The 22,803-nt window shown below is 67.9% G+C and carries 23 protein-coding genes and 1 tRNA gene; 12 read left to right on the top strand and 12 right to left on the bottom strand.

Going from position 1 to position 22,803, the window contains the following annotated elements:
* Positions 1–69: 69 nt before the first annotated feature.
* The gene (locus ACVK00_RS15245) at positions 70–987 is read right to left on the bottom strand and encodes a LysR substrate-binding domain-containing protein (RefSeq protein WP_284896508.1); all 918 of its coding nucleotides are present in this window, start codon (positions 985–987) and stop codon (positions 70–72) included.
* A 135-nt stretch (positions 988–1,122) separates the two neighbouring features.
* On the opposite strand from ACVK00_RS15245, the gene ilvD reads away from it, so the two are divergent.
* Both ilvD and ACVK00_RS15235 read left to right on the top strand, forming a co-directional pair.
* The gene (ilvD, locus tag ACVK00_RS15240) at positions 1,123–2,796 is read left to right on the top strand and encodes a dihydroxy-acid dehydratase (RefSeq protein WP_354122846.1); all 1,674 of its coding nucleotides are present in this window, start codon (positions 1,123–1,125) and stop codon (positions 2,794–2,796) included.
* Positions 2,797–2,921: 125 nt separating this feature from the next.
* Positions 2,922–3,251 carry a c-type cytochrome gene (locus ACVK00_RS15235; RefSeq protein ID WP_006750014.1) on the top strand — a complete coding sequence of 110 codons (330 nt, stop codon included), beginning with the start codon at positions 2,922–2,924 and terminating at the stop codon, positions 3,249–3,251.
* A gap of 137 nt (positions 3,252–3,388) precedes the next feature.
* Here ACVK00_RS15235 and ACVK00_RS15230 read toward each other — a convergent pair whose 3' ends face one another.
* The 3 genes from ACVK00_RS15230 to ACVK00_RS15220 are packed head-to-tail and all read right to left on the bottom strand — an operon-like array spanning position 3,389 to position 6,066.
* Positions 3,389–4,078: a DUF2486 family protein gene (locus tag ACVK00_RS15230; RefSeq protein WP_284896511.1), complete on the bottom strand. Its 690-nt coding sequence runs from the start codon at positions 4,076–4,078 to the stop codon at positions 3,389–3,391.
* Positions 4,079–4,103: 25 nt separating this feature from the next.
* Positions 4,104–4,520, bottom strand: coding sequence for a DNA polymerase III subunit chi (locus ACVK00_RS15225; protein ID WP_006750016.1), 417 nt, complete (start codon positions 4,518–4,520; stop codon positions 4,104–4,106).
* 34 nt (positions 4,521–4,554) lie between these two features.
* The gene (locus tag ACVK00_RS15220) at positions 4,555–6,066 is read right to left on the bottom strand and encodes a leucyl aminopeptidase (protein WP_228905242.1); all 1,512 of its coding nucleotides are present in this window, start codon (positions 6,064–6,066) and stop codon (positions 4,555–4,557) included.
* A 122-nt stretch (positions 6,067–6,188) separates the two neighbouring features.
* Here ACVK00_RS15220 and lptF point away from each other — a divergent pair, with 122 nt between their 5' ends.
* The 3 genes from lptF to ACVK00_RS15205 are packed head-to-tail and all read left to right on the top strand — an operon-like array spanning position 6,189 to position 8,841.
* Positions 6,189–7,280: an LPS export ABC transporter permease LptF gene (lptF, locus tag ACVK00_RS15215; RefSeq protein WP_166722912.1), complete on the top strand. Its 1,092-nt coding sequence runs from the start codon at positions 6,189–6,191 to the stop codon at positions 7,278–7,280.
* A 3-nt stretch (positions 7,281–7,283) separates the two neighbouring features.
* On the top strand, positions 7,284–8,432 hold the full coding sequence (gene lptG / locus ACVK00_RS15210) for an LPS export ABC transporter permease LptG (RefSeq protein ID WP_166722911.1): 1,149 nt from the start codon (positions 7,284–7,286) through the stop codon (positions 8,430–8,432).
* Positions 8,433–8,457: 25 nt separating this feature from the next.
* A complete protein-coding gene (locus ACVK00_RS15205; protein WP_228905243.1) occupies positions 8,458–8,841 on the top strand; it encodes a sirohydrochlorin chelatase in 384 nt (127 codons plus the stop codon).
* A gap of 104 nt (positions 8,842–8,945) precedes the next feature.
* On the opposite strand, the gene cobA is transcribed toward ACVK00_RS15205, so the two are convergent.
* The 6 genes from cobA to ACVK00_RS15175 form a co-directional block, all read right to left on the bottom strand.
* Entirely contained in the window at positions 8,946–9,695 is a 750-nt protein-coding gene (cobA, locus tag ACVK00_RS15200; RefSeq protein ID WP_284896515.1) for a uroporphyrinogen-III C-methyltransferase, read from the bottom strand.
* A gap of 78 nt (positions 9,696–9,773) precedes the next feature.
* On the bottom strand, positions 9,774–11,090 hold the full coding sequence (locus ACVK00_RS15195; RefSeq protein WP_354122847.1) for a sulfate adenylyltransferase subunit 1: 1,317 nt from the start codon (positions 11,088–11,090) through the stop codon (positions 9,774–9,776).
* A 22-nt stretch (positions 11,091–11,112) separates the two neighbouring features.
* Positions 11,113–12,075, bottom strand: a complete 963-nt coding sequence (gene cysD, locus ACVK00_RS15190; RefSeq protein ID WP_228905246.1) for a sulfate adenylyltransferase subunit CysD — start codon at positions 12,073–12,075, stop codon at positions 11,113–11,115.
* Positions 12,076–12,150: 75 nt separating this feature from the next.
* Complete coding sequence (locus ACVK00_RS15185) at positions 12,151–12,894, bottom strand: phosphoadenylyl-sulfate reductase (RefSeq protein WP_166722907.1); 744 nt, start codon at positions 12,892–12,894, stop codon at positions 12,151–12,153.
* Positions 12,891–13,439, bottom strand: a complete 549-nt coding sequence (locus ACVK00_RS15180; protein WP_284896521.1) for a DUF934 domain-containing protein — start codon at positions 13,437–13,439, stop codon at positions 12,891–12,893. The genes ACVK00_RS15185 and ACVK00_RS15180 overlap by 4 nt, the downstream gene beginning before the upstream one ends.
* A gap of 25 nt (positions 13,440–13,464) precedes the next feature.
* A complete protein-coding gene (locus ACVK00_RS15175) occupies positions 13,465–15,144 on the bottom strand; it encodes a nitrite/sulfite reductase (protein WP_284896523.1) in 1,680 nt (559 codons plus the stop codon).
* Positions 15,145–15,363: 219 nt separating this feature from the next.
* On the opposite strand from ACVK00_RS15175, the gene ACVK00_RS15170 reads away from it, so the two are divergent.
* From ACVK00_RS15170 to ACVK00_RS15155, 4 genes are all read left to right on the top strand, one after another.
* The gene (locus ACVK00_RS15170) at positions 15,364–16,305 is read left to right on the top strand and encodes a CysB family HTH-type transcriptional regulator (RefSeq protein ID WP_284896524.1); all 942 of its coding nucleotides are present in this window, start codon (positions 15,364–15,366) and stop codon (positions 16,303–16,305) included.
* 152 nt (positions 16,306–16,457) lie between these two features.
* Positions 16,458–17,615, top strand: coding sequence for an ABC transporter substrate-binding protein (locus ACVK00_RS15165; RefSeq protein ID WP_354122848.1), 1,158 nt, complete (start codon positions 16,458–16,460; stop codon positions 17,613–17,615).
* 97 nt (positions 17,616–17,712) lie between these two features.
* Positions 17,713–17,797: transfer RNA gene (locus ACVK00_RS15160), tRNA-Leu, on the top strand.
* A gap of 145 nt (positions 17,798–17,942) precedes the next feature.
* Positions 17,943–18,110 (top strand): hypothetical protein, encoded by a 168-nt coding sequence (locus tag ACVK00_RS15155; protein ID WP_228905297.1) that lies wholly within the window; start codon positions 17,943–17,945, stop codon positions 18,108–18,110.
* 24 nt (positions 18,111–18,134) lie between these two features.
* Here the strand turns inward: ACVK00_RS15155 and ACVK00_RS15150 are convergent, their stop codons facing one another.
* The gene (locus tag ACVK00_RS15150) at positions 18,135–19,037 is read right to left on the bottom strand and encodes a LysR family transcriptional regulator (RefSeq protein WP_006750030.1); all 903 of its coding nucleotides are present in this window, start codon (positions 19,035–19,037) and stop codon (positions 18,135–18,137) included.
* Between the two features lie 117 nt (positions 19,038–19,154).
* Here ACVK00_RS15150 and ACVK00_RS15145 point away from each other — a divergent pair, with 117 nt between their 5' ends.
* Positions 19,155–19,892 (top strand): SDR family oxidoreductase, encoded by a 738-nt coding sequence (locus ACVK00_RS15145; RefSeq protein ID WP_284896531.1) that lies wholly within the window; start codon positions 19,155–19,157, stop codon positions 19,890–19,892.
* A 76-nt stretch (positions 19,893–19,968) separates the two neighbouring features.
* Positions 19,969–20,868, top strand: a complete 900-nt coding sequence (locus tag ACVK00_RS15140) for an SDR family oxidoreductase (protein ID WP_284896533.1) — start codon at positions 19,969–19,971, stop codon at positions 20,866–20,868.
* Positions 20,869–20,899: 31 nt separating this feature from the next.
* On the opposite strand, the gene ACVK00_RS15135 is transcribed toward ACVK00_RS15140, so the two are convergent.
* Entirely contained in the window at positions 20,900–21,790 is an 891-nt protein-coding gene (locus ACVK00_RS15135) for an alpha/beta fold hydrolase (RefSeq protein ID WP_284896536.1), read from the bottom strand.
* Positions 21,791–21,895: 105 nt separating this feature from the next.
* On the opposite strand from ACVK00_RS15135, the gene ACVK00_RS15130 reads away from it, so the two are divergent.
* On the top strand, positions 21,896–22,789 hold the full coding sequence (locus tag ACVK00_RS15130; RefSeq protein WP_284896539.1) for a LysR family transcriptional regulator: 894 nt from the start codon (positions 21,896–21,898) through the stop codon (positions 22,787–22,789).
* Positions 22,790–22,803 lie beyond the last annotated feature (14 nt).

Raw genomic sequence — 22,803 nt, 5'->3', positions numbered from 1 at the left:
GAATGCGATACGGCGCTCGCACCGGCGCCGCACCGCGCATTGGACGGCGCCGGCGCGCTATCGTTCGCATCACGTGGCGAGACCGTGCGCGCGCACGACGTCGATGAAGCCGGCGAGCACGGGACTGACATCGCCCGTGCGCCATACGAGGCCCGTCTCGACGACCGGCGCGTCGCCGGCGAGCGGCCGGTAGACCACGCCGGTGCGCCGCAGGTTACGCAGCGATTGCGGCACCAGTGCGACGCCCATGCCGGCCGACACGAGGCTGACGATCGTCTGCATCTGGATCGCCTCCTGGCCGATGCGCGGAGTTTCCCCCGCCGCGCCGTAGCAGCCCGTAATGATGTCATAAAAGCCGGGCGCCAAACGACGCGGGAAGATCACGAGCGGCAGCGCGGCCAGGTCGGCCAGATGCACGGGCTCGTCCTCGGGCACGTCGGGCGCCGCGGCCGCCGGCATCGCGACCACCAGCGGCTCGCGCACGACCGGCAGGTACGACAGCCCGGCCGCGTGGCGCGGCGGCACCGGGGGAATCACGAGCCCCGCGTCGATGCGTCCCGCGACGAGTTCGTCGATCTGCACGTCGCTCGTCGCCTCCGCGAGCTGCAGCCGCACCTGCGGATAGCGCGCACCGAACGCGCGCAGCAGCGACGGCAGCAGCCCGTAATCGGCGGTCGACACGAACGCGAGCGACAGCGAGCCGGCTTCGCCGCGCGCGAGGCGCCGCGCGAGCGGCGGCAGCGCATCGGCCGACGCGAGCAGCCGGCGCACGTCGGGCAGCAGCGCCGCGCCAACCGCCGTCAGCGCGACCGAGCGCTTGGTACGCACGAACAGCGCGACGCCCAGCGCATCCTCGAGCGCCCGGATCGCCTGCGACAGCGGCGGCTGCGTCATCGACAGGCGCTCGGCCGCGCGGCCGAAGTGGCGCTCGTCGGCAACGGTCACGAAATAGCGCCACTGGCGCAGGTCGGGCGTCGGCTCAGCCATGCTTCACTCATTCGCAAAACGACTTAATAAGCGACAAATAATATATTGGACATCCCAAACCGGAAACTCCATTCTTGATTGATCCGAACCGGCGCGCCGTTCGCGAGCGCCGCCAACACAACGATGGAGTTCCCCATGCCGTACAACCGTCGCTCGAAGCACATCACGCAAGGCGTGGCCCGTTCGCCGAACCGCTCGATGTATTACGCCCTCGGCTACCAGAAGGACGATTTCGACAAGCCGATGATCGGCATCGCGAACGGCCACTCGACGATCACGCCGTGCAACTCGGGCCTGCAGCGGCTGTCGGACGCGGCCGTCGCGGCGATCAAGGCGGCCGACGCGAACCCGCAGATCTTCGGCACGCCGACGATCTCGGACGGCATGTCGATGGGCACCGAGGGGATGAAGTACTCGCTGGTGTCGCGCGAAGTGATCGCCGACTGCATCGAGACCTGCGTACAGGGCCAGTGGATGGACGGCGTGGTGGTGGTCGGCGGCTGCGACAAGAACATGCCGGGCGGGATGATCGCGCTCGCGCGCCTGAACGTGCCGGGCATCTACGTGTACGGCGGCACGATCCGCCCCGGCCACTGGAAGGGTCGCGACCTGACGATCGTGTCGTCGTTCGAGGCGGTCGGCGAGTTCACCGCGGGCCGGATGTCGCAGGAGGATTTCGAAGGGGTCGAGAAGAACGCGTGCCCGACGTCGGGGTCGTGCGGCGGGATGTACACCGCGAACACGATGAGCTCGTCGTTCGAGGCGCTCGGCATGTCGCTGATGTACTCGTCGACGATGGCGAATCCCGACCAGGAGAAGGTCGATTCGGCCGCCGAATCGGCGCGCGTGCTGGTCGAGGCCGTGAAGCGCGACCTGAAGCCGCGCGACATCATCACGAAGGCATCGATCGAGAACGCGGTGTCGCTGATCATGGCCACCGGCGGCTCGACCAACGCGGTGCTGCACTATCTCGCGATCGCGCACGCGGCCGAGATCGACTGGACGATCGACGACTTCGAGCGCATCCGCAAGCGCGTGCCGGTGCTCTGCGACCTGAAGCCGTCGGGTCAGTACGTCGCGACCGATCTTCACCAGGCAGGCGGCATCCCGCAGGTGCTGCGCATCCTGCTCGATGCGGGGCTGTTGCACGGCGACTGCATGACGATCACCGGCCGCACGATCGCCGAGGAACTGAAGGACGTGCCGGGCGTGCCGCGCGCGGACCAGCACGTGATCTTCCCGATCGATCGCGCGCTGTACAAGGAAGGCCATCTCGCGATCCTGAAGGGCAACCTCGCGGAAGACGGCGCGGTCGCGAAGATCACGGGCCTGAAGAACCCGGTGATCACGGGCCCGGCGCGCGTGTTCGACGACGAGCAAAGCGCGATGGACGCGATCCTCGGCGACCGGATCCGCGCGGGCGACGTGCTGGTGCTGCGCTATCTCGGCCCGCAGGGCGGCCCCGGCATGCCGGAAATGCTCGCGCCGACGTCGGCGATCATCGGCAAGGGGCTCGGCGAATCGGTCGGCTTCATCACGGACGGCCGCTTCTCGGGCGGCACCTGGGGGATGGTGGTCGGCCACGTCGCGCCCGAGGCGTTCGTCGGCGGCACGATCGCGCTCGTACAGGAAGGCGATTCGATCACGATCGATGCGCACCGGCTGGTGCTGCAGCTGAACGTCGACGACGCGGAGCTCGCGCGCCGCCGCGCCGCGTGGAAGCGGCCGGCGCCGCGCTACACGCGCGGCGTGCTCGCCAAGTATGCGGCCCTCGCCCGCCCGGCGAATCAGGGCGCCGTCACCGGCTGATGCGGCGCGCGGGGCATGCGACCCCATTTCAGGCGACCGCTGGGGAAACGCGCAAAACGCGTTTCCCCTTTGCTTTTATAATGCGCGGACCGTGAAGCCGGCCGTCCCCGCCGGCGGAGAACCGCATGAAACAGACGATATTGCGCGCGCTGCTCGCGGCGCTGCTGACCGGCAGCGCGGCGGCCGCGCACGCCGACCTGGCCGGCGACGGGCTCGCGCTCGCGCAGCGCAAGAACTGCGTGGCCTGCCATGCGGTCAGCAAGCCGCTGATGGGCCCGCCGTTCCACGACATCGCCGGCAAGTACGCGGCGCGCGCCGACGCGGTCGATTACCTCGCGCAATCGATCGTGAAGGGCAGTATCGGGGTGTGGGGCAGCGTGCCGATGCCTGCCAATACGCAGCTGACGAGCGCCGAAGCGCACACGCTCGCGCAGTGGGTGCTGTCGCTGCATTGAACCGGATGAACAGGCGCACGCGCGCTGCGCTTCGCGCCGGGCACCGTGCTGCTCTCCTCGACATGACCGGCCCGGCGATCGTCATCGACGAGGAACGGAACCACACTCGCGTTCCCCTGCACGAAACGATCGTGCACTCAGCCTGAACGACCGGTCCGGCGGCGGGCGATCTCTTCGTCGACCGCGTCGCGAACCCACTCCATCACTTCGGTTTCGAGCGCCAGCGCCACCTCGCGCGTGATCTGGCCGACCAGCCACGCCGTATGGTCGTGCAGCGCGTCACGGCAGCGGGCCTCGATGGCCTCGCGCCCTTCCCCGGTCAGATAATTCGTCAGCCGATTGCGCAGACGCTCGGCGATATGCTGCGCGTCCTCTGGCGTCAACGCGACGGCCGCATGCGTGTCCGGCTGCGCCGCGCCGGCGAGATGATCGGTAGCCAGCCCGTCGGCAGCCGGCGCGCCCCGGTGCGACAGCACCGCTTCGTCGGCCTCCGCCGGCGCCGCGGCCAAGCCGGGCTGCTGCGCATCGTCGGCGGCCAGCGCGGATCGCAGCGGCGCCTGCATCCCGGCCGATTCCTCGGCGACGACGTGCCCGGCGGCACCGGGTTGCGCCGGTGCGTCGCTGTCGCCCGGCAGTTCGACGGTCGGGACGTGCGGCGTCGGCACCGGCTCGACCACCACGAATTCGGGGTCGGTTCCTGTGTGTTCCGGCACGGCGGCATCGTCGCGCGGCGGCATATCGGCCACGGAAGAACGCGCCGGCACCGGCTTGCCCGGCACCAGCACGTCGGTCAGCGTCGGGATCGAAGAGGATTCGGCTTGTGTCACGGGAAGGCTCCGTCGACGGTTGCGGCTAACTGCCCTGCTTGTAGTTGTTCAGCGCGTAGCCGCGATCGCGGTAGAAGCGATAGCGGTCGCGGCCCGCGGCCAGCTCGTCCGGCGCGTTGCCGACCACCTCGAGCAGGCGCTCGAAGCGGGCGAACTGCGCGGGCACGGCCGCGCCGAGGTTCAGCAGCACATGGTAATGCGGCGCCTGGTCGAGATCGGCGGCCAGCACGATCGGCGTACCGGCCGCGTGCGCGCTGTCGACGCCGCAATGCGGGATGAAATCGAGCGGCGAGAACGTCCAGAGCCGCTCGTCGAGCGCGCGCAGGCGCGCGGGTTCCGCGAGCACGACGACCGGCTGCCCGGCCTGATAGGCCTTGCGCAGCAGCCGGCACGCGTACGCGAGCGAATCGCCGACGTTCGAATGGAAATCGATTCGCGTCATTGCCCGCGCACCCGCATCGTCGTGAGACCTGCCATCACTGGCCGGCGCGGTCGATCAGGAACTGCGCGAGCAGCGGCACCGGACGGCCGGTCGCGCCCTTCGCCGCGCCGCCCTTCCAGGCGGTGCCGGCGATGTCCAGGTGCGCCCACGGATAGCTGTCGGTGAAGCGCGACAGGAAGCACGCCGCCGTCACGGCACCGGCCGGACGCCCGCCGATGTTCGCGATGTCCGCGAAGTTCGACTTCAGCTGATCCTGGTACTCGTCGTCGAGCGGCATGCGCCACGCCGGATCGTTCGCTTCGCGCGATGCGTCGAGCAGTTCGCCCGCCAGTGCGTCGTCCTTCGAGAACAGGCCGCTGTTGTGGGCGCCGAGCGCGATCACGCAAGCGCCCGTCAGCGTCGCAACGTCGATCACCGCGGCCGGCTTGAAGCGCTCCGCATAGGTCAGCGCGTCGCACAGGATCAGGCGGCCCTCGGCGTCGGTGTTCAGCACCTCGATCGTCAGCCCCTTCATGCTGGTGACGATGTCGCCCGGCTTCGTCGCGTTGCCGCCCGGCATGTTCTCGCAGGTCGGCACGATCGCGACGACGTTGATCTTCAGCCCCATTTCGGCGACCGCACGCATCGTGCCGAGCACCGAACCGGCGCCGCACATGTCGTACTTCATCTCGTCCATGCCCTCGCCCGGCTTCAGCGAGATGCCGCCCGTGTCGAACGTGATGCCCTTGCCGACCAGCACGACCGGTGCGACCTTCGCGGCGGCGCCCTGGTAATGCAGCACGATGAACTGCGGCGGCTCGACCGACGCGCGCGCGACCGACAGGAACGAGCCCATGTTGAGCGCCTGGATCTGCTTCAGGCCGAGCACCTCGGCCTTCAGACCCCAATCCTTCGCGATCTTCTTCGCGGTGTTGCCGAGATAGGTCGGCGTGCACACGTTGCCGGGCAGGTTGCCCAGGTCGCGCGTGAGATCCATCCCGTTCGCCAGGGCGACGGCCTGCTTGACTGCCAGCTTCGCCGCCTTTTCATCGGCCGGATCGACGCTGAACACGACACGCTTGAGCGTGTGCGACGCCGGTTCCGGCTTGCTCTTCATCTGCGTGAAGCGGTAGGTCTCGTTGCGCAGCGCGAGAATCGCCGCGCGCACGCCCCAGTCGGAGCTGCGCTCGTCGACCGGCAGCTGCGCGAGCGTGAACGTGACCTGGACGATCTTGGTCGCCAGCAGCGCGCGCCATGCGGCCGTCACCGCGTCGTTGTAGGCTTTCTGATTGAAAGCATCCTGCTTGCCGAGGCCGACGAGCAGCACACGCGACGCACCGATGCCCGATACTTCGTGCAGGAACAGCGTCTTGCCGCGCTTGCCGTCCATGTCGCCGGCCTTCACCACGCGCGAGATCAGCCCCTTGGTGGCCGTGTCGATGTCGAGCGCCGCGCCCGACAGGGTTTGCGCCTCGAAGATGCCCAGCACGATGCAATCGGACTTCCCCGTCAGGAACCCCTTGGCCTCGCCTTTGCTCCAATCACAGCCTTTTATGCTAAAGTCCATCGCGCTTGTCCTCGGATAAAATCTGGGCTAAGGATGAAAGCCGCAATTATCCGCTATTTTTCCCGTGGCGGCGCGAGCGCTCCACCACGCGTGCGCAGCCTCCCGCCCTCTTCTCATCAAGAATGATCTTCGAACGCTCCCTCCAGCGCGAGCTTGCGTATACGGCTGGCGCCGTGTTCATGGTGCTGCTCACGATCATGCTCACGACGATGATGATCCGCATCGTCGGCTATGCCGCGTCCGGCGAAATCGATCCGCGGGACGTGCTCGTGCTGATCGGCCTGACCGTGATCGGCTATCTCGCCGTGATGCTCGTCGTCACGCTGTTCGTATCGATCCTGTTCGTGCTGACCCGGTGGTACCGGGACTCCGAAATGGTCGTCTGGCTCGCGTCCGGCGTCAGCCTCACGCGCCTGATCAAGCCGATCGGCGTGTTCGCCACGCCGATCATCCTGCTGATCGCGTTCTTCGCGTTCGTCGGCTGGCCGTGGTCGAACCAGCAGAGCAAGATGATCAAGGCGCGCTTCCAGCAGCGCGACGAGATCTCGCTGCTCGCGCCCGGCCAGTTCCGCGAATCGGCGTCGAACCATCGCGTGTTCTTCATCGAGAAGATGTCGCCGGACCAGAGCAAGGTGCAGAACGTGTTCGTCACGTCGACCGAGAACGGCAAGGTCAATATCGTCGTATCGCACACGGGCCACACGGAAACGAAGGACGGCGATCGTTTCGTCGTGCTGGAAGATGGCCGCCGCTATGACGGCACGCCCGGCCAGCCGAACTTCAAGATCATGGAGTTCCAGCGCTACGGCGTGAAGATCACGAGCACCCCGGTCACCAACGTGCCGACCACCAACAGCACGCCCACGCCGGACCTGCTGCGCAACCCGACGCGCGACAACCTCGCGGAATTCGCATGGCGCGCGGGCTTGCCGCTGATCGCGATCAACCTGATGGTGCTCGGCATCCCGCTGTCGTACCAGAACCCGCGCCGCAGCCGCACGATCAACCTCGTGATGGCCGTGCTGATCTACCTCACGTATTCGAACCTGCTGAACGTCGTGCAGGCGCAGATCGAGCAGGGCAAGATGTCGTTCGGCGTCGGCCTGGTTGGCCTGCATGTGGTCGTCGCGGCGATCGTCGCGCTTATCTTCTGGTTGCGCGTGCGCAATCGTCCGCTGTTGACACGCGCGCTGTTCGGCCGCTCGGGAGCATGATCGATGCGGCTCTATGAAAAATACTTCGCGCGGCAGATCTACGTCACGTTCGTCTTCATCCTGTTCGCGTTCTCGGGCCTGTTCTTCTTCTTCGACCTGATCAGCGAACTGAACTCGGTCGGGCACGGCAACTACAAGTTCGGCTACGCGGTGCTGCGCGTCGCGCTGCAAACCCCGTCGCGCTTCTACGAGATCATCCCGGTCGCCGCGTTGATCAGCGCGATCTACGTGTTCGCGCAAATGGCCGCGAACTCGGAATTCACGATCTTCCGCGTGTCGGGCCTCGCGACCAACCAGGCGCTGCGCTCGCTGCTGAAGATCGGCATTCCGCTCGTGATCATCACCTACATGATCGGCGAATTCGTCGGCCCGTACGCCGACCAGCTGTCCGAACGCGTGCGGTTGCAGGCGCTCGGCGCGTCGGTGTCGTCGAACTTCCAGTCGGGCGTGTGGGTGAAGGACACGCTCGCGGCCCGCGAGAACGGCGAGCAGGTCACGCGCTTCGTCAACGTCGGCAACCTGTCGCCCGATTCGACGATCAGCAACGTGCGCATCTACGAGTTCGACTCCAAATTCCAGCTGCAGAACGTGCGGATCGCGCAGACGGGCCGCTACGAGCCGCCCGGCCACTGGCTGCTCACGGGCGTCACGGAAACCGAACTGACGCCGATCAAGCCGATCAGCGGCGCACCGGCCGACGCGCTGAACCCCGTGTACCGGTCGCAACAGGTGACGCTGCCGGAATACCGGCTGCGCTCGGACCTGACGCCGCAGATCCTGTCGGTGCTGCTCGTGTCGCCGGAACGGATGTCGATCATCAACCTGTTCCGCTACATCCAGCACTTGCGCGAGAATCAGCAGGACACGCAGCGCTACGACATCGCGCTGTGGCGCAAGCTGCTCTACCCGTTCGCGGTGTTCGTGATGCTCGTGCTGTCGCTGCCGTTCGCGTACCTGCATACGCGCGCCGGCGTGGTCGGTGTGAAGGTGTTCGGCGGCATCATGCTCGGCATGAGCTTCCAGCTGCTCAACACGCTGTTCTCGCACATCGGCACGCTGAACACGTGGCCCGCGCCGCTGACCGCGGCGACGCCGGGCCTCATCTATCTCGCGCTCGGCCTGTTCGCGCTCAAGTGGGTCGACCGGCACTGAGCGCCGTCACGACGGAGGCTTCGACATGAGTTCGCACGGCATCGTCCTGTTCGGCCACGGCGCACGCGATCCGCGCTGGGCCGAGCCGTTCGAGCGGCTGGCCGCGCGGCTGCGCGGCAGCGGCGCACCCGCGCCGCACGTGTCGCTCGCGTTCCTCGAACTGATGACGCCTTCGCTCGACACAGCCGTCGCCGCGCAGGTCGCGGCCGGCTGCACGCGCATCACCGTGGTGCCCGTGTTCTTCGGCCAGGGCGGCCATGTCCGTCGCGACCTGCCGCAGCTCGTCGATGCCTGCCGGGCCGCCCATCCGAATGTCGAGATCCATTGCGCGACGGCGGTCGGCGAAGACGACGGCGTGCTCGATGCCATCGCACGCTACTGCATCGACCAGATCGGCCGCAACGCGTAGCCGGATCAACGGCACCAACAAAAAAGCGCCGGCTTCCGCCAGCGCTCGTTTGAATCACCCACCGCGAAGCCGAGCGGCTGCCGCTTGGGAACCGCTACGTCGACTCAAGCCGCATTGCGCAACGCATCGCCCGCTTTCGCGGGTCGCACGCGTTCGGCGAATGCATCGCCGATCATCAGCAGGCTCGGTTCCGCCGGATCGAGCCACGCCTGCGCGTCGCCCGCCGCCATCTGCGCGAGCGTCAGCGTCAGCGTGCGTTCGCGCACCGTGCTGCAGGCCTCGACGATCGCCACCGGCGTCGCGGGCGCCCGGCCCGCGTCGATCAGCTCCTGCGCGATTCCCGGCGCGCTGTCGCGGCCCATGTAGTAGACGATCGAATCGGCGCGCGCCGCCTCGCGAATCTCGTCGCTGCCGGGGGCGCGGCTGTGCGTCGCGAACGCGACGCTGCGCGACACGCCGCGCAACGTCAGCGAGCGCTTCAGCGTCGCCGCGCCGGCCAGCGCCGCGGTGATGCCCGGCACGACCTCGTAGTCGATGGCGGCCGCCTCGAGCGCACGCATTTCCTCTTCGGCGCGACCGAACAGCATCGGGTCGCCGCCCTTCAGCCGCACGACGCATGCATGCTCGCGCGCCGCGTCGACGATCTGCTTGTTGATGAAGTGCTGCGCGGTCGAACGCTGCCCGCAGCGCTTGCCGACCGCGATCTTGCGCGCGTTCGGCGCGTAGTCGAGCATCGCCGGCTCGACCAGCGCGTCGTGCAGCACGACGTCGGCTTGCTCGAGCAGCCGCGCGCCGCGCACCGTGATGAGGTCCGCGGCGCCCGGCCCTGCTCCGATCAGATACACCTTGCCCATGTTTGTCGCTTCGCTTCGGTTCTGCCCGTGCGGACGGCGGCCGGCCCGCGCCGCCACGAGGGCGGCGCGCAACGCCGGTTACGCCGAGAACGCCCGGATCATGCCGGCGGCGACCGTGTGGTGCGTCGCCTCGTCGATCAGCACGAATGCGCCCGTGCCCGGATGTGCATCGTACGTGTCGCAGACGATCGGCTTCTGCAGCGTCAGCGCGACGCGGCCGATGTCGTTCATCTTCAGTTCCTGGCGGTCGGTCGCTTGCGACAGCGTATGCACGTCGAGCACTTCCTTGACCGCGCCGATCTTCGCGAACACCGTGCTCGTGGTTTGCTTCAGCAGATACTTGCGCTGCGGCGACAGCGGCGTCTCGTCGAACCAGCACAGGTCGGCCTCGAGCTTCTTCGCCGGCTCGACCGGCTCGGCGGTCGTGACGAACATGTCGCCGCGCGACACGTCGACATCCTCCGCGAGGCGAATCGTCACCGTCTGGCCCGCGAATGCGTGCGCGACGGACGCGGTGCCGCCCGGCACCGGCGCGACGATCTCGGCGACCGTCGCGGTGCGGTTCGACGGCAGCACGACGATTTCGTCGCCGACCTTCACCTCGCCCGATTCGATCCGGCCCATGTAGCCGCGGAAATCGTCGGCCGAGCTGCCGTCCTGGCGTGCGACCCACTGCACCGGGAAGCGCAGCGCGTCATGCGCCTGCGTCTCGACCGGCAGCGACTCGAGCACGTCGAGCAGCGGCTCGCCCGCATACCACGGCATGCGTTCGCTCGCACCGACGATGTTGTCGCCCTTCAGCGCCGACACCGGCACGAACCGCACGTCGGTCAGGCCGAGCTGCTTCGCGAGCGTGACGTATGCGTCGCGGATCTCGTTGAAGCGCGCTTCGCTGTAGTCGACCAGGTCCATCTTGTTGATCGCGACGATCACGTGCTGCAGCGCGAGCAGCTTCACGATCGCGCTGTGGCGCTTCGTTTGCGGCAGCAGTTGCGCAACGCCGTTCTCGAACGTCACGCGCGTCGCGTCGACCAGGATGATCGCCGCATGCGCGGTCGATGCGCCCGTCACCATGTTGCGCGTGTACTGCTCGTGGCCCGGCGTGTCGGCGATGATGAACTTGCGCTTCGCGGTCGCGAAATAACGGTACGCGACGTCGATCGTGATGCCCTGCTCGCGCTCGGCTTCGAGCCCGTCCGTCAGCAGCGCGAGGTCGAGCTCGTCGCCGACGGTGCGCTTGTTCTTCGCGCGCGACAGCGCGGACAGCTGGTCGGACAGCACGGCCTTGCTGTCGTACAGCAGGCGGCCGATCAGCGTGCTCTTGCCGTCGTCGACGCTGCCTGCGGTGATGAAGCGCAGCACGCCGAGGTCTTCGGTGTTCTCGATGATGCTCATGATTTGAATGTCCTCGTGTGCTTCAGAAATAACCTTGCTTCTTGCGCTGTTCCATCGCGGCTTCGGAGGCCTGGTCGTCCATCCGGGTCGCGCCGCGTTCGGTGATCTCGGTCACGGCCGTCTCGGCGATGATCTTCTCGACGTCGTCCGCATCGCTCGCCACCGGGCACGTGCAGCTGATGTCGCCGACCGTGCGGAAGCGCACCTGCGCGATCTCGCTCGTCTCGCCGTCACGCATCGGCGTGAGCGGCGTGACGGGCACGAGCAGCCCGTTGCGGCGCACGATCTCGCGCTCGTGCGCATAGTAGATCGACGGCAGTTCGAGGTTCTCGCGGGCGATGTACTGCCACACGTCGAGTTCGGTCCAGTTGGAGATCGGGAACACGCGCAGGTGCTCGCCCTTGTGCAGGCGGGCGTTGTACAGGCTCCACAGTTCCGGGCGCTGCGCCTTCGGATCCCACTGGCCGAATTCGTCGCGGAACGAGAAGATCCGCTCCTTCGCGCGCGCCTTCTCTTCGTCGCGGCGCGCGCCGCCGATCAGCGCGGTGTAGCCGTGCTGCTCGATCGTCTCGAGCAGCGTGACGGCCTGCGCGGCATTGCGCGAATCGGTTTCGCGGCGCAGCACGACCGTGCCGCGCTTGATCGAATCCTCGACGTGGCCAACCACCAGCTCGGCGCCGAGCTCTTGCGCACGGCGATCGCGGAAGTCGATCACTTCCTCGTAGTTGTGGCCCGTGTCGATGTGCACGAGCGGGAACGGCAGCGTGGTCTTGCGGTTCGTGCCGAGGCCGAATGCCTTCAGCGCGAGGTGCAGCACGACGACCGAATCCTTGCCGCCCGAGAACAACAGCGCCGGCTTGCTGCACTCGGCGACCAGCTCGCGCAGGATGTGGATCGACTCGGCTTCGAGCCAGTCGAGGTGGCCCATGCGGTTGTCGGTACCGGTGGGCGGGGCAAAGGCGGATTGCTCGAGCGTCGTGCTCATAATTTCAGTCCTTCTCTTCTGGGTTCGTGCCGCCCGCTGTCGCAGGCGGCGCAATATTCGGTTTCTTGTCGGCTGTCAGTGCGCGGCGCCAGCTTCGGCGTTCGCGGGAATCGGCGTGATCGTGATGTGCAGCCCGCATTCCTTCGTGTCGCGCGACTCCCACCACCAGCGGCCCGCCCGGCTGTCCTCGCCGGGACGGATCGCGCGGGTACAGGGCTCGCAGCCGATGCTCGGGTAGCCGCGCGCATGCAGCGGGTTGACCGGCACGTCGAACGCCTTCAGGTACGCCCACACGTCGGCTTCCGTCCAGTCGGCGAGCGGGTTGTACTTCGCGATCCCGCGCGCTTCGTCCTGCTCTTCCTCGTGCAGCTCCGCACGCGTGACCGACTGCTCGCGACGCTGGCCCGTGACCCACGCGCCGACGTCGGCCAGCGCACGGTTCAGCGGCTCGACCTTGCGGATGTGGCAGCACGACTTGCGCAGCTCGACGCTTTCGTAGAACGCGTTCAGGCCGTGCTCGGCGACGTACTGGTCGACCGCGTCCTGCTGCGGGTGAAACTGCTCGATCTCGTAGCCATAGCGCTCGCGCACGCGGTCGATCATGCCCAGCGTTTCCGCATGCAGGCGGCCGGTGTTCAGCGAGAAAATGCCGATCGATGCGCCCTTCGACAGGATCGCGTGCGTGAGCAGCATGTCTTCCGCGGCGAGGCTGCTCGCGAACTTCACCTTCTCGTGCCGGGCGCCGATCTGCGCGAGCAGCGCGTCGAGGCGCTCGACCTTCGCGGCGAGTTCCGGCGTCAGTGCGTTCGCGCTGCTCATGCGCTCACCTTCGCGTCGGGCGTCGCTGCGTCGGCGCGGCGGCGGAACAGCGGCGCCGGCTCGTCGAACGCGCCCTGGTAACGCTGCGTGAATTCGGCGAACGCGTTCAGCGCGTCGTGGATGTCCTTGTCGGCACGCACCGCGAACGCGTCGAAGCCGCAACGCGACATGTACAGCAGCTGGTCGCGCAGCACATCACCGATCGCGCGCAGCTCGCCGGTCCAGCCGTGGCGCTCGCGCAGCAGGCGGCCGATGCTGTAGCCGCGGCCGTCCGCGAAGCGCGGGAAGTCGACGGCGATCAGCGAGATCGCGCCGAAGTCGGCCACGAGATCGGCCGGCTCGCTGTCGGGCGCGAGCCACACGCCCAGTTCGCCCTTCGTCTTCGCGGCGACGAGCGCCGCGCGCTCGGCCTGCCACAGGGTGAACGGCACCAGCACCTTGCCGGCCGGCAACGCGTCGACCGCGGGCAGCGCACCGTCTTCCGCCGCGCGCACGACCTGCCATGCGTCGTCGATCACTGCGCGGTTCTTGATAATCGAAGCCATCTGCAAATTCCTTCTAGCCGGTTGGTTACGCGTTCACTGCCTGGCGCGCCGCATACACGCGCTCCTTGAACGGCGCGATGCCGATGCGGTCGTACGTGTCGATGAAGCGCTCGCCGTCGGTGCGCGCCTCGACGAACGTGTCGATCAGCTTCGCGATCACGTCCGGCACTTCTTCCGCCGAGAACGACGGCCCGATCACGCGGCCGAGGCGCGCGCCGTTGCGGCCCGTGCCCTGCTCGCCGCCGAGCGACACCTGGTACCACTCGGCACCGTCCTTGTCGACGCCGAGGATGCCGATGTTACCCACGTGATGATGACCGCACGAGTTCATGCAACCGGAAATATTCAGCGACAGGTCGCCGAGGTCGTACACGTAATCCAGATCGTCGAAACGCTGCTGGATCGCCAGCGCGATCGGGATCGACTTCGCGTTCGCGAGCGAGCAGAAGTCGCCGCCCGGGCACGCGATGATGTCGGTCAGCAGGCCGACGTTCGGCGTCGCGAAACCGGCCGCCTTCGCCTTTTCCCACAGCGCGAACAGGTCGCGCTTCTTCACGTTCGCGAGAATCAGGTTCTGCTCGTGCGACACGCGCAGTTCGCCGAACGAGTACGCGTCGGCCCAGTCGGCCACCAGGTCCATCTGCGCGTCGGTCGCGTCGCCCGGGGCCACGCGGTGGTCCTTCAGCGACAGCGTCACGGCGGCATAGCCCGGCACCTTGTGCGGCGCGACGTTGCGCTCGACCCAGCGCGCGAACGCCTTGTTCTCGAGCAGGTGCTGTTCGAACGATGCGTCGGTGTCGGCGAGCTTCTCGTAGACGGGCGGCAAGAAGGACTGCGACACGCGGTCGAGCTCGGCCTGCGTGAGCGTCGACGGGCCGTCCTTCAGGTGCTGCCACTCTTCCTCGACCTGCTGCGCGAACTTCGCGGGCGACAGCGCCTTCACGAGGATCTTGATCCGCGCCTTGTACAGGTTGTCACGGCGGCCGTAGCGGTTGTACACGCGCAGCACGGCTTCGCAGTAGGTGAGCAGGTGCTGCCACGGCAGGTCTTCCTTGATCACCGCGCCGACGATCGGCGTGCGGCCGAGACCGCCGCCCGCGAGGATGCTGGCGACCACTTCGCCCTGCGCGTTCTTCTTCAGGTACACGCCGAGGTCGTGGATCTGCACGGCCGCGCGGTCGTCCTTCGAGCCGGACACCGCGATCTTGAACTTGCGCGGCAGCCAGGCGAATTCGGGATGGAACGTCGACCACTGGCGCAGGATCTCGGCCCACGGACGCGGATCGATCTCCTCGTCCTGCGCGACGCCGGCGAACTGGTCGGCCGTGATGTTGCGGATGCAGTTGCCCGACGTCTGGATCGCGTGCATCTGCACCGATGCGAGCTTCGCGAGGATTTCCGGCGTGTGTTCCAGCTCGACCCAGTTGAACTGGATGTTCGAGCGGGTCGAGAAGTGGCCGTAGCCGCGGTCGTGTTCGCGGGCGATGCGCGCCAGCATGCGGAGCTGGTCGCTGCGCAGGTTGCCGTACGGAATCGCGATGCGGTGCATGTACGCGTGGCGCTGCATGTACAGGCCGTTCTGCAGGCGCAACGGACGGAACTCGTCTTCGCTCAACTCGCCCGACAGGCGGCGGCGCACCTGATCGCGGTACTGTGCGACTCGCTCGTCGACGATCGTCTGGTCGTACTGGTCGTACTGATACATTCGGGGACCCCAGGGTTTTCGTGGTGACCGCGCGACGTCCTAGCCACGTCGCGCCCGAATCTCCGTTCCGCCGCCACCGCCGGCGGCCTTCCGCTGCCCGGCTGGATTGCTAATGACGAAAACAGATATCCATATTTGAAAAACTCCGGTGAATCGTAATAAACTCGCCTTATATTTCAAACGACTAAAAAATTCTGTTGATATGCGAAAGGGTTATAAATGAACCTGCACCAATTTCGCTTCGTGCGCGAGGCCGTCCGGCAGAATTTCAACCTCACCGAGGCCGCCAAGGCCCTCTTCACGTCGCAACCGGGGGTATCGAAGGCGATCATCGAGCTCGAGGACGAGCTCGGGGTGGAGATCTTCACGCGGCACGGCAAGCGCGTGCGCTCGCTCACCGAGCCGGGCAGGATCATCCTCGCGTCGGTCGAGCGGATCCTGCAGGAAGTTGAAAGCCTGAAAAGGGTCGGAAAAGATTATGCGGCGCAGGATCAGGGCAACCTGACGATCGCCGCCACCCACACGCAGGCCCGCTACTCGCTGCCGGCCGCGATCGCCGAGTTCAAGAAGCGCTTCCCGAAGGTGCACCTGTCGATCCTGCAGGGCAGCCCGACGCAGGTGGCCGAGATGGTGATCCACGACCAGGCCGATCTCGCGATCGCGACCGAGGCGATCGCCGACTACAAGGAACTCGTGTCGCTGCCCTGCTTCCAGTGGCATCACGCGGCCGTGGTGCCGGCCGATCACCCGCTGCTCGAACGCAAGCCGGTCACGCTGGACGATCTCGCGCAGTACCCGCTGATCACGTACGACGATGCGTTCGCGGGCCGCAAGAAGATCAACCATGCGTTCGCGCTGCGCGGGTTGTCGCCGGACATCGTGCTCGAGGCGATCGACGCCGACGTGATCAAGACCTATGTCGAGCTCGGCCTCGGCGTCGGGATCATGGCCGACATCGCGTTCAACCCGGAGCGCGACCGCAACCTGCGGTTGATTCCGGTCGGCCACCTGTTCGGCAGCAACGTGACGCGCGTCGCGCTCAAGCACGGCGCCTACCTGCGCAGCTATGTGTATACGCTCGTCGAGCTGCTGTCGCCGACGCTGAACCGCAAGCTGATCGAGCAGGCGCTCAAGGGCGAAGCCGACTCGTACGAGCTTTGACCAGCGCCCCCACGCCTGTCGCTTCGCGCCAGGCGCCCCGCGGGGATCCAGAACACCTTGGGGCGGCCGGCGTTTTCTTGAAGCGACGTGTACGTGTATAACCACAGGGGCGCATATCGCGCCCCTTTTTGTTGCCCGACGGAGATTCCCGCATGACGCTTCCCGCCCTGTTGCGCCGCGCCGCCGGCGCCGCCCTCGTGCTCGGCTGCACGGCCGCGCATGCCGACCTGAAGGTCGGCGTCGACCTGTCGTCGACCGGCCCGGCCGCCGCGATCGGCATCACCAGCAAGAACGCGATCCTGATGTGGCCGAAGACGATCGCCGGGCAGCCGGTGCAGGTGACGGTGCTCGACGATGCGTCGGACCCGGGCACTGCCGTGCGCAACATCCGCAAGCTGGTCGACGAGGATCACGTCGACGTCGTGGTCGGGCCGAACATCACGCCGGCCGCGCTCGCTGCGCTCGACGCGGTGGCGGCCGCCCAGACGCCGATGATCACGCTGGTCGGCTCCGGCGCGATCGTCGAGCCGCAAGAAGGCGCGCGGACCTGGGCGTTCAAGATGGCGCAGAGCGACAGCGCGATGGCCGACGTGATGACGCGCTATATGGCCAATCACGGCGTGAAGACCGTCGGCTTCATCGGCTTCGCGGACAGCTATGGCGACAGCTGGCTGAATGAATTCACGCGCTTCGCGCAAGTGCGCAAGATTCGCGTGATCGCGACCGAGCGCTTCAACCGCACCGACGCGAGCGTCACCGGCCAGGCGCTGAAGCTGATCGCGGCGAAGCCCGATGCGATCCTGGTCGCGGGCTCGGGCACGCCGGCCGTGCTGCCGCAACGCACGCTGATCGAGCGCGGCTATAAGGGCGCGATCTATCAGACGCACGGGATCGCGACGCCGGAATTCATCAAGCTCGGTGGCAAGGACGTCGACGGGACGCTGTTCCCGACGCAGCCGGTCGTCGTTGCGCGCACGCTGCCGGCCGATCATCCTGCCCGCAAGGCGGCGCTCGCGTTCGTCGACGCGTACGAAGCGAAATACGGTGCCGGCACCGTCACGCAGTTCGCGGGCGACGCGGCCGGCGTGTACCCGCGCCTGGCGGATGCGGTCGGCCGCGCGCTGAAAACCGCGCAGCCCGGCACGCCGGCCTTCCGCGCGGCGCTGAGACGCGAACTCGAACGCGCGAACGAGCTCGTCGTGCCGAACGGCGTCGTCAATACGAGCGACAAGGATCATGTGGGACTCGACCAGCGCGCGAGCGTGATGGGGATCGTCAAGCAGGGCCGGTTCGTCTACCTGAGCCAGTAACGCGCGAACGGCTCGCCGCGCGGCTTGCCCCGCGCCCCGTTTTCCGCCATAATCCGCAGTTCGCCGCGCGCAACTGCAGCGCGGCCAGGATCAAAAAGCCCAGGTGGTGAAATTGGTAGACGCAGGGGACTCAAAATCCCCCGCCGCAAGGCGTGCCGGTTCGATTCCGGCCCTGGGCACCAGCATTTCGCAGCGTCATGCGCTGCACTCGAAACCCGCGCAAGCTCGCTGCTTCGCGGGTTTTTTGTTTTTCGGCCGTACGCCGCAACGCGTGCCGCCCTCCGGCGGTCCAAGCATCATGATGAATGCGCGGCACGGAGGCAGGCCATGTCGATGCGCACGATGTCATCCGCGCTCTGCCGCGGCGCGCTCGCGGCGGTGCTCGTCCTCGCGCTCGGCGGATGCGACGTGCTGACCGCACCGCCCGTGCCCGACTGGCCTGGGCCGCATGCGCCCTATCCCTTCCCCGACAACATCCCGCATCGCACCGAATGACCGGCCGCCTTGCGCCGTACACGCTCAGCCCGTCAATTCCCGCACGAAGTCGAGAAACACGCGCACCTTGGCGGAAACGAGATTCGACGCGTGGTGATACGCATAGAGCGGGAATGTCTCGTCCGCCCATTCCGGCAGCAGCTGCACCAGCCGCCCTTCGGCAAGGATGTCCCTCGCATAGAGTTCCAGCAGCTGCGCAACGCCCTCTCCGCCAACGCATGCGCCGAGCAGCGCCCCCGTATCGTTCACCGTCAGCCGGCCGGTGGCGTCGAACGGCACCACCTCGTCGCCGCGATGGAATTCCCATCCGTACGGCCGGCCCGTCACCGGATCGCGAATCAGCACGCAGCGGTGGCCGTCCGCGAGGTCCCGCGGGTGCCGCGGCTCGCCGTGACGCGCGACATAGGCCGCCGACGCGCAGGTGAGCACGTGCGTCTCCAGCAGCAGCCGCGCACGGTATGACGACGGCTCCGGAATGCCGAAACGCACCGCCACGTCGAACCCGTCGGCGACGAGGTCACCCATCCGGTCGCGCACGCTGATCTCGACGGACAGCTCGGGGAAACGGTCGAGGAATTCGGCCATCCTCGGCGCCAGCACGTAGTGGCCGAAGGTGCCGTCCACGTTGACCCGCAGCCGTCCCCTGACGCGCGCCCGGGAACGGCCGGCGTCGACCGCCGCCTCCTCGATGCCGGCCAGCAGCGGCGCGACCGCCTCGTAGAAGCGCCGCCCTTCGTCGGTCAACGTGATCGCGCGCGCCGTCCGGTTGAAGATCCGGATGCCGACGCGCTCTTCCAGCCGCGCGACCGCGCGGCTCACCGCCGGCTGCGTCAACCCCATCGCCTCGCCCGCGCGCGCGAAGGTACCGGCCTCGATCACCGCCGAGAGCACACCGATACCGCTGAGGAGCCTGCTGTCGAACGCCATGAGACATACTTTCAGTCATTCTTGATCTGATCATTATTCATTATTTTTATTTATCGAGGAAGCCTACATTAGTCCTGTCGCCGGATCGCCCGGCCCTCACGAACCAAGGAGCAGGACATGAACGCATCGAAACAGGTCGCCCTCGTCACGGGCTCGTCGCGCGGCATCGGCGCGGAAATCGCTCGCCGCCTCGCCCGGGACGGCTTCCGGGTCGTCGTGAACTACGCCGGTGGCGCCGGCCCGGCGCGCGAAGTGGTCGACGCGATCGCCGCCGACGGCGGCGAGGCCATCGCGGCACAGGCGGACATCGCCGACCCGGCGGCCGTGACCGCGCTGTTCGATGCGGCCGAGCAGGCGTTCGGGCGCATCGATGTGGTCGTCAACAGCGCGGGTGTCATGAAGCTCGGGGCGATCGCCGACTACGACGACACCACGTTCGACCAGACCGTCGCGATCAACCTCAAAGGCACCTTCAACGTCAGCCGCGAGGCGGCAAAGCGCGTGCGCAGCGGCGGCCGCATCGTCAACCTGTCGTCGACGATGGTCGGCGTGCGTCTGCCCACCTACGGCGTGTACGTCGCGACCAAGGCAGCCGTCGAGGGACTGACGCAGGTCCTCGCGCAGGAAATGCGCGGCCGCGGCATCAGCGTGAACGCCGTCGCGCCGGGGCCGGTCGCGACCGAGCTGTTCCTGCAGGGCAAGAGCCCCGAGCAGGTCGATCGCCTGGCGAAGATGAACCCGCTCGAGCGGCTGGGCCAGTCCGCGGACATCGCCGGCGTCGTCGCGTTCCTCGCCGGCCCCGACGGCGCGTGGGTCAACGGCCAGATCCTGCGCGCCAACGGCGGCATGTGCTGACCGACGCAGGAACCGCGCACACCGCACAAGGGCCGCCCGCCACGGCCCGCCCCCACCCGCTTGCAGGAGATCGATCATGAAGGAAGTCATTCTCGTCACCGGTGCGTCCAGCGGCTTCGGCCTGCTGACGGCCCAGGCACTCGCCCGCGCCGGCCATACGGTCTACGCGTCGATGCGCGAGAGCGCCGGCCGCAATGCGCCGCGCGTCGCCGCCATCGCCGACTACGCACGCGAGCACGGCGTCGACCTGCGCACCGTCGAACTCGACGTCGGCGACAACGCATCCGTCGCCGCCGCGATCGAGCGCGTGATCGCGGACAACGGCCGCCTCGACGTCGTCGTCCACAATGCCGGCCACATGGTGTTCGGCCCGGCAGAAGCGTTCACGCCCGATCAGCTGGCGCAGCTCTACGACATCAACGTCGTGTCGACGCAGCGCGTGAACCGGGCCGTGCTGCCGCACCTGCGCAGCCGGGGCCGCGGCCTGCTGGTGTGGGTGTCGTCCTCGTCGGCGCGCGGCGGCACGCCGCCGTTCCTCGCACCTTACTTCGCCGCGAAGGCGGCGATGGATTCGCTCGCGGTGTCCTATGCGGCCGAGCTTGCGCGCTGGGGCATCGAAACCTCGATCGTCGTGCCGGGCGCGTTCACCCACGGCACGAATCACTTCGCCCACGCGGGCAAGCCGGCCGACACGGCGGTGCAGGCCGCGTACGACGACGGCCCCTACGCGAGGGTCGCCGAGCAGGCGTTGCAAGGCCTCGCCGCACTCGAGCCCGCGGACGCCGATGCCGCCACCGTCGCGACGGCGATCGTCGACATCGTCGCCGCGCCGTCAGGCAAGCGCCCGTACCGCGTGTTCGTCGATCCGTCGCAGGACGGCGCGGAGGAAGTGTTCCGCGTCGGCGATCGCATTCGCCGGGAGATGTTCCGCAACATCGGACTCGCCGACCTGCTCGCGCCCCGCGTCGGCAGCTGATCGCGCCGCGCGCCGGGCCGGCCGGCGCGCGTCAGTCTCGCTCGCAGAACCCGAGGATTGCCTCCGCGACCGCCGCCGGCGCCTCCCGCTGCGGAAAGTGCCCCACCCTGTCCAGCACCTGTCGCGCGTAACGCCCCGTGAAGAACCGCTCGCGCCCGGCCGAGCCGTCCGGGTGATTGCAGGCATCCGCGCCGCCATGCAGCACGAGCGTCGGCACCGACAGCCGCGGCGCCGGGTTCAGCCGCGCGTCGTCGTCCGCATAGGCCGGCGTGCCGGGCGCGAAGCCCCACCGCTGCCGGTACGAATGCAGCACGACGTCGACCCAGTCGGGCCCGTCGAACGCCGTGGCAGCCGCGTCGAATTCCGCATCGCGATACCAGCCTGGCGGCGACCAGGTATCCCACATCAGGCGCGCGAACGCGCGTCGGTCGTCGCGCAACGCCTGCTCGCCGCGCGGCGTCGCCATGAACCAGTGATACCAGTAATTGCGCGCCTGCTGCAGCGACAGCGGCTGCGCGGGATCGTTGGTGCCGTAGCCGACCGACAGCATCACCAGGTGCGACGCGACGCCGTCGTGCAGCCCGCATGCGTTCGCGACCGCGCGGGCGCCCCAGTCGTGTCCGACCAGCACGGGCCGCTTAAGGCCGAGCACGTCGACGAATTCCAGCACGTCGCGCCCGAGCGCCGCGAGCTGGCCGCTGCGCGGCACCGTGGCGTCGCGAAAACGGGTCGGCGCGAAGCCGCGCAGCGCAGGCGCCAGTACGCGGTAGCCGCGGACAGCCAGCGTTTGCGCCACCGTCTCCCAGCCGACCGGGCTGTCCGGCCAGCCGTGCAGCAACACGGCCACGCGTTCGCCGCGCGGATTCCATTCGAGATAGGCGAGTTCGAGCGACGCGGTCGTCGCAAATCGATAAGCGGTCATCGTGCACTCCGGTGGGTCGGTTTGAAGGTCGATGGTAGAGCCGCCTCTCATCATGATTCGCGGCGTATCATGATCCATTCTTTGAATATCGCGTTGAATCGACCTATGGAACCGACCGATCGCGCATCGACCGCGCTCGACATCGCGCTGTTGCGCACCTTCCTCGAAGTCGTCGACAGCCGCGGCTTCGCGCCAGCCGCGGAGCGCCTCGCGCTGACGCCGTCCGCGGTCAGCGGCCACATCAAGCGGCTCGAGCAAGCGGCCGGCACGGTGCTGCTCGCGCGCACCACGCGCCGCGTCGCGCTCACGCCGGCCGGCGACACGCTGTACGCGTACGCGCGCAACATCGTCGACATGGAGCGCGAGGTGCGTGCCCGGCTGCGCGGCGCGCCCGCGCATGGCCGGCTGCGCGTCGGCGCGTCGGAGGACTTCGCGGGCACGTGGCTGCCGCAGGTATTGCGCACGTTCCGCGACAACCATCCGCGCACGTCGATCGAGCTGAAGGTCGGGATCACCGCATCGCTGTTGCGCGAGCAAGCGCTGGGCCGGCTCGACGTCGTGTTCGGCAAGCAATGCCGGCAGGTCGACGCAGCGGGCGAACTGCTGTGGGAAGAACCGCTCGTGTGGGCGTTCGCGTCGGATACGGCGCTCGACGCCGAAGGTGACGTGCCGCTCGCGCTTTTCCCGGAGCCGTGCGTGTATCGGGAAGCCGCGGTGTCCGCGCTCGCCGCCGCGCTGCGGCCGTTTCGCGTGCTGTTCGAAAGCGGCAGCATGGCCGGGTGCGTATCGGCCGCGCTCGCCGGCTTCGCGGTCACGGCGCTCGCGCGCAGCCAGTTGCGCGACGGCCTGCGCGCATGCGGGCCCGACGACGGCCTGCCGGCGCTGCCGGCCGCGCGCTTTCATGCGTTCGCGTCGAAGCCCGACGGTGCGGCAGCCGCGCTGATCGACGCGGTGCGGGCCACCGGGCGCAGCCGGCAGTTCGCCGCGCGGCCCGGCTGAACCCGCACGCCGCG

The organism is Burkholderia sp. PvR073 (genome assembly GCF_054055695.1).
Note: the sequence above shows the minus strand (reverse complement) of the source record. Positions and strands in the feature narration are given on the sequence as shown.

Coding starts and splice junctions, on each gene's coding strand:
- ACVK00_RS15225 (WP_006750016.1), bottom strand. CDS start 4,520: ATGACGCGAATCGATTTCCATTCGAACGTCGGCGATTCGCTCGCGTAC.
- cysD (WP_228905246.1), bottom strand. CDS start 12,075: ATGAGCACGACGCTCGAGCAATCCGCCTTTGCCCCGCCCACCGGTACC.
- ilvD (WP_354122846.1), top strand. CDS start 1,123: ATGCCGTACAACCGTCGCTCGAAGCACATCACGCAAGGCGTGGCCCGT.
- lptF (WP_166722912.1), top strand. CDS start 6,189: ATGATCTTCGAACGCTCCCTCCAGCGCGAGCTTGCGTATACGGCTGGC.
- cobA (WP_284896515.1), bottom strand. CDS start 9,695: ATGGGCAAGGTGTATCTGATCGGAGCAGGGCCGGGCGCCGCGGACCTC.
- lptG (WP_166722911.1), top strand. CDS start 7,284: ATGCGGCTCTATGAAAAATACTTCGCGCGGCAGATCTACGTCACGTTC.
- ACVK00_RS15155 (WP_228905297.1), top strand. CDS start 17,943: ATGTCGATGCGCACGATGTCATCCGCGCTCTGCCGCGGCGCGCTCGCG.
- ACVK00_RS15175 (WP_284896523.1), bottom strand. CDS start 15,144: ATGTATCAGTACGACCAGTACGACCAGACGATCGTCGACGAGCGAGTC.
- ACVK00_RS15150 (WP_006750030.1), bottom strand. CDS start 19,037: ATGGCGTTCGACAGCAGGCTCCTCAGCGGTATCGGTGTGCTCTCGGCG.
- ACVK00_RS15165 (WP_354122848.1), top strand. CDS start 16,458: ATGACGCTTCCCGCCCTGTTGCGCCGCGCCGCCGGCGCCGCCCTCGTG.
- ACVK00_RS15180 (WP_284896521.1), bottom strand. CDS start 13,439: ATGGCTTCGATTATCAAGAACCGCGCAGTGATCGACGACGCATGGCAG.
- ACVK00_RS15205 (WP_228905243.1), top strand. CDS start 8,458: ATGAGTTCGCACGGCATCGTCCTGTTCGGCCACGGCGCACGCGATCCG.
- ACVK00_RS15185 (WP_166722907.1), bottom strand. CDS start 12,894: ATGAGCAGCGCGAACGCACTGACGCCGGAACTCGCCGCGAAGGTCGAG.
- ACVK00_RS15130 (WP_284896539.1), top strand. CDS start 21,896: ATGGAACCGACCGATCGCGCATCGACCGCGCTCGACATCGCGCTGTTG.
- ACVK00_RS15195 (WP_354122847.1), bottom strand. CDS start 11,090: ATGAGCATCATCGAGAACACCGAAGACCTCGGCGTGCTGCGCTTCATC.
- ACVK00_RS15135 (WP_284896536.1), bottom strand. CDS start 21,790: ATGACCGCTTATCGATTTGCGACGACCGCGTCGCTCGAACTCGCCTAT.
- ACVK00_RS15170 (WP_284896524.1), top strand. CDS start 15,364: ATGAACCTGCACCAATTTCGCTTCGTGCGCGAGGCCGTCCGGCAGAAT.
- ACVK00_RS15145 (WP_284896531.1), top strand. CDS start 19,155: ATGAACGCATCGAAACAGGTCGCCCTCGTCACGGGCTCGTCGCGCGGC.
- ACVK00_RS15235 (WP_006750014.1), top strand. CDS start 2,922: ATGAAACAGACGATATTGCGCGCGCTGCTCGCGGCGCTGCTGACCGGC.
- ACVK00_RS15220 (WP_228905242.1), bottom strand. CDS start 6,066: ATGGACTTTAGCATAAAAGGCTGTGATTGGAGCAAAGGCGAGGCCAAG.
- ACVK00_RS15140 (WP_284896533.1), top strand. CDS start 19,969: ATGAAGGAAGTCATTCTCGTCACCGGTGCGTCCAGCGGCTTCGGCCTG.
- ACVK00_RS15245 (WP_284896508.1), bottom strand. CDS start 987: ATGGCTGAGCCGACGCCCGACCTGCGCCAGTGGCGCTATTTCGTGACC.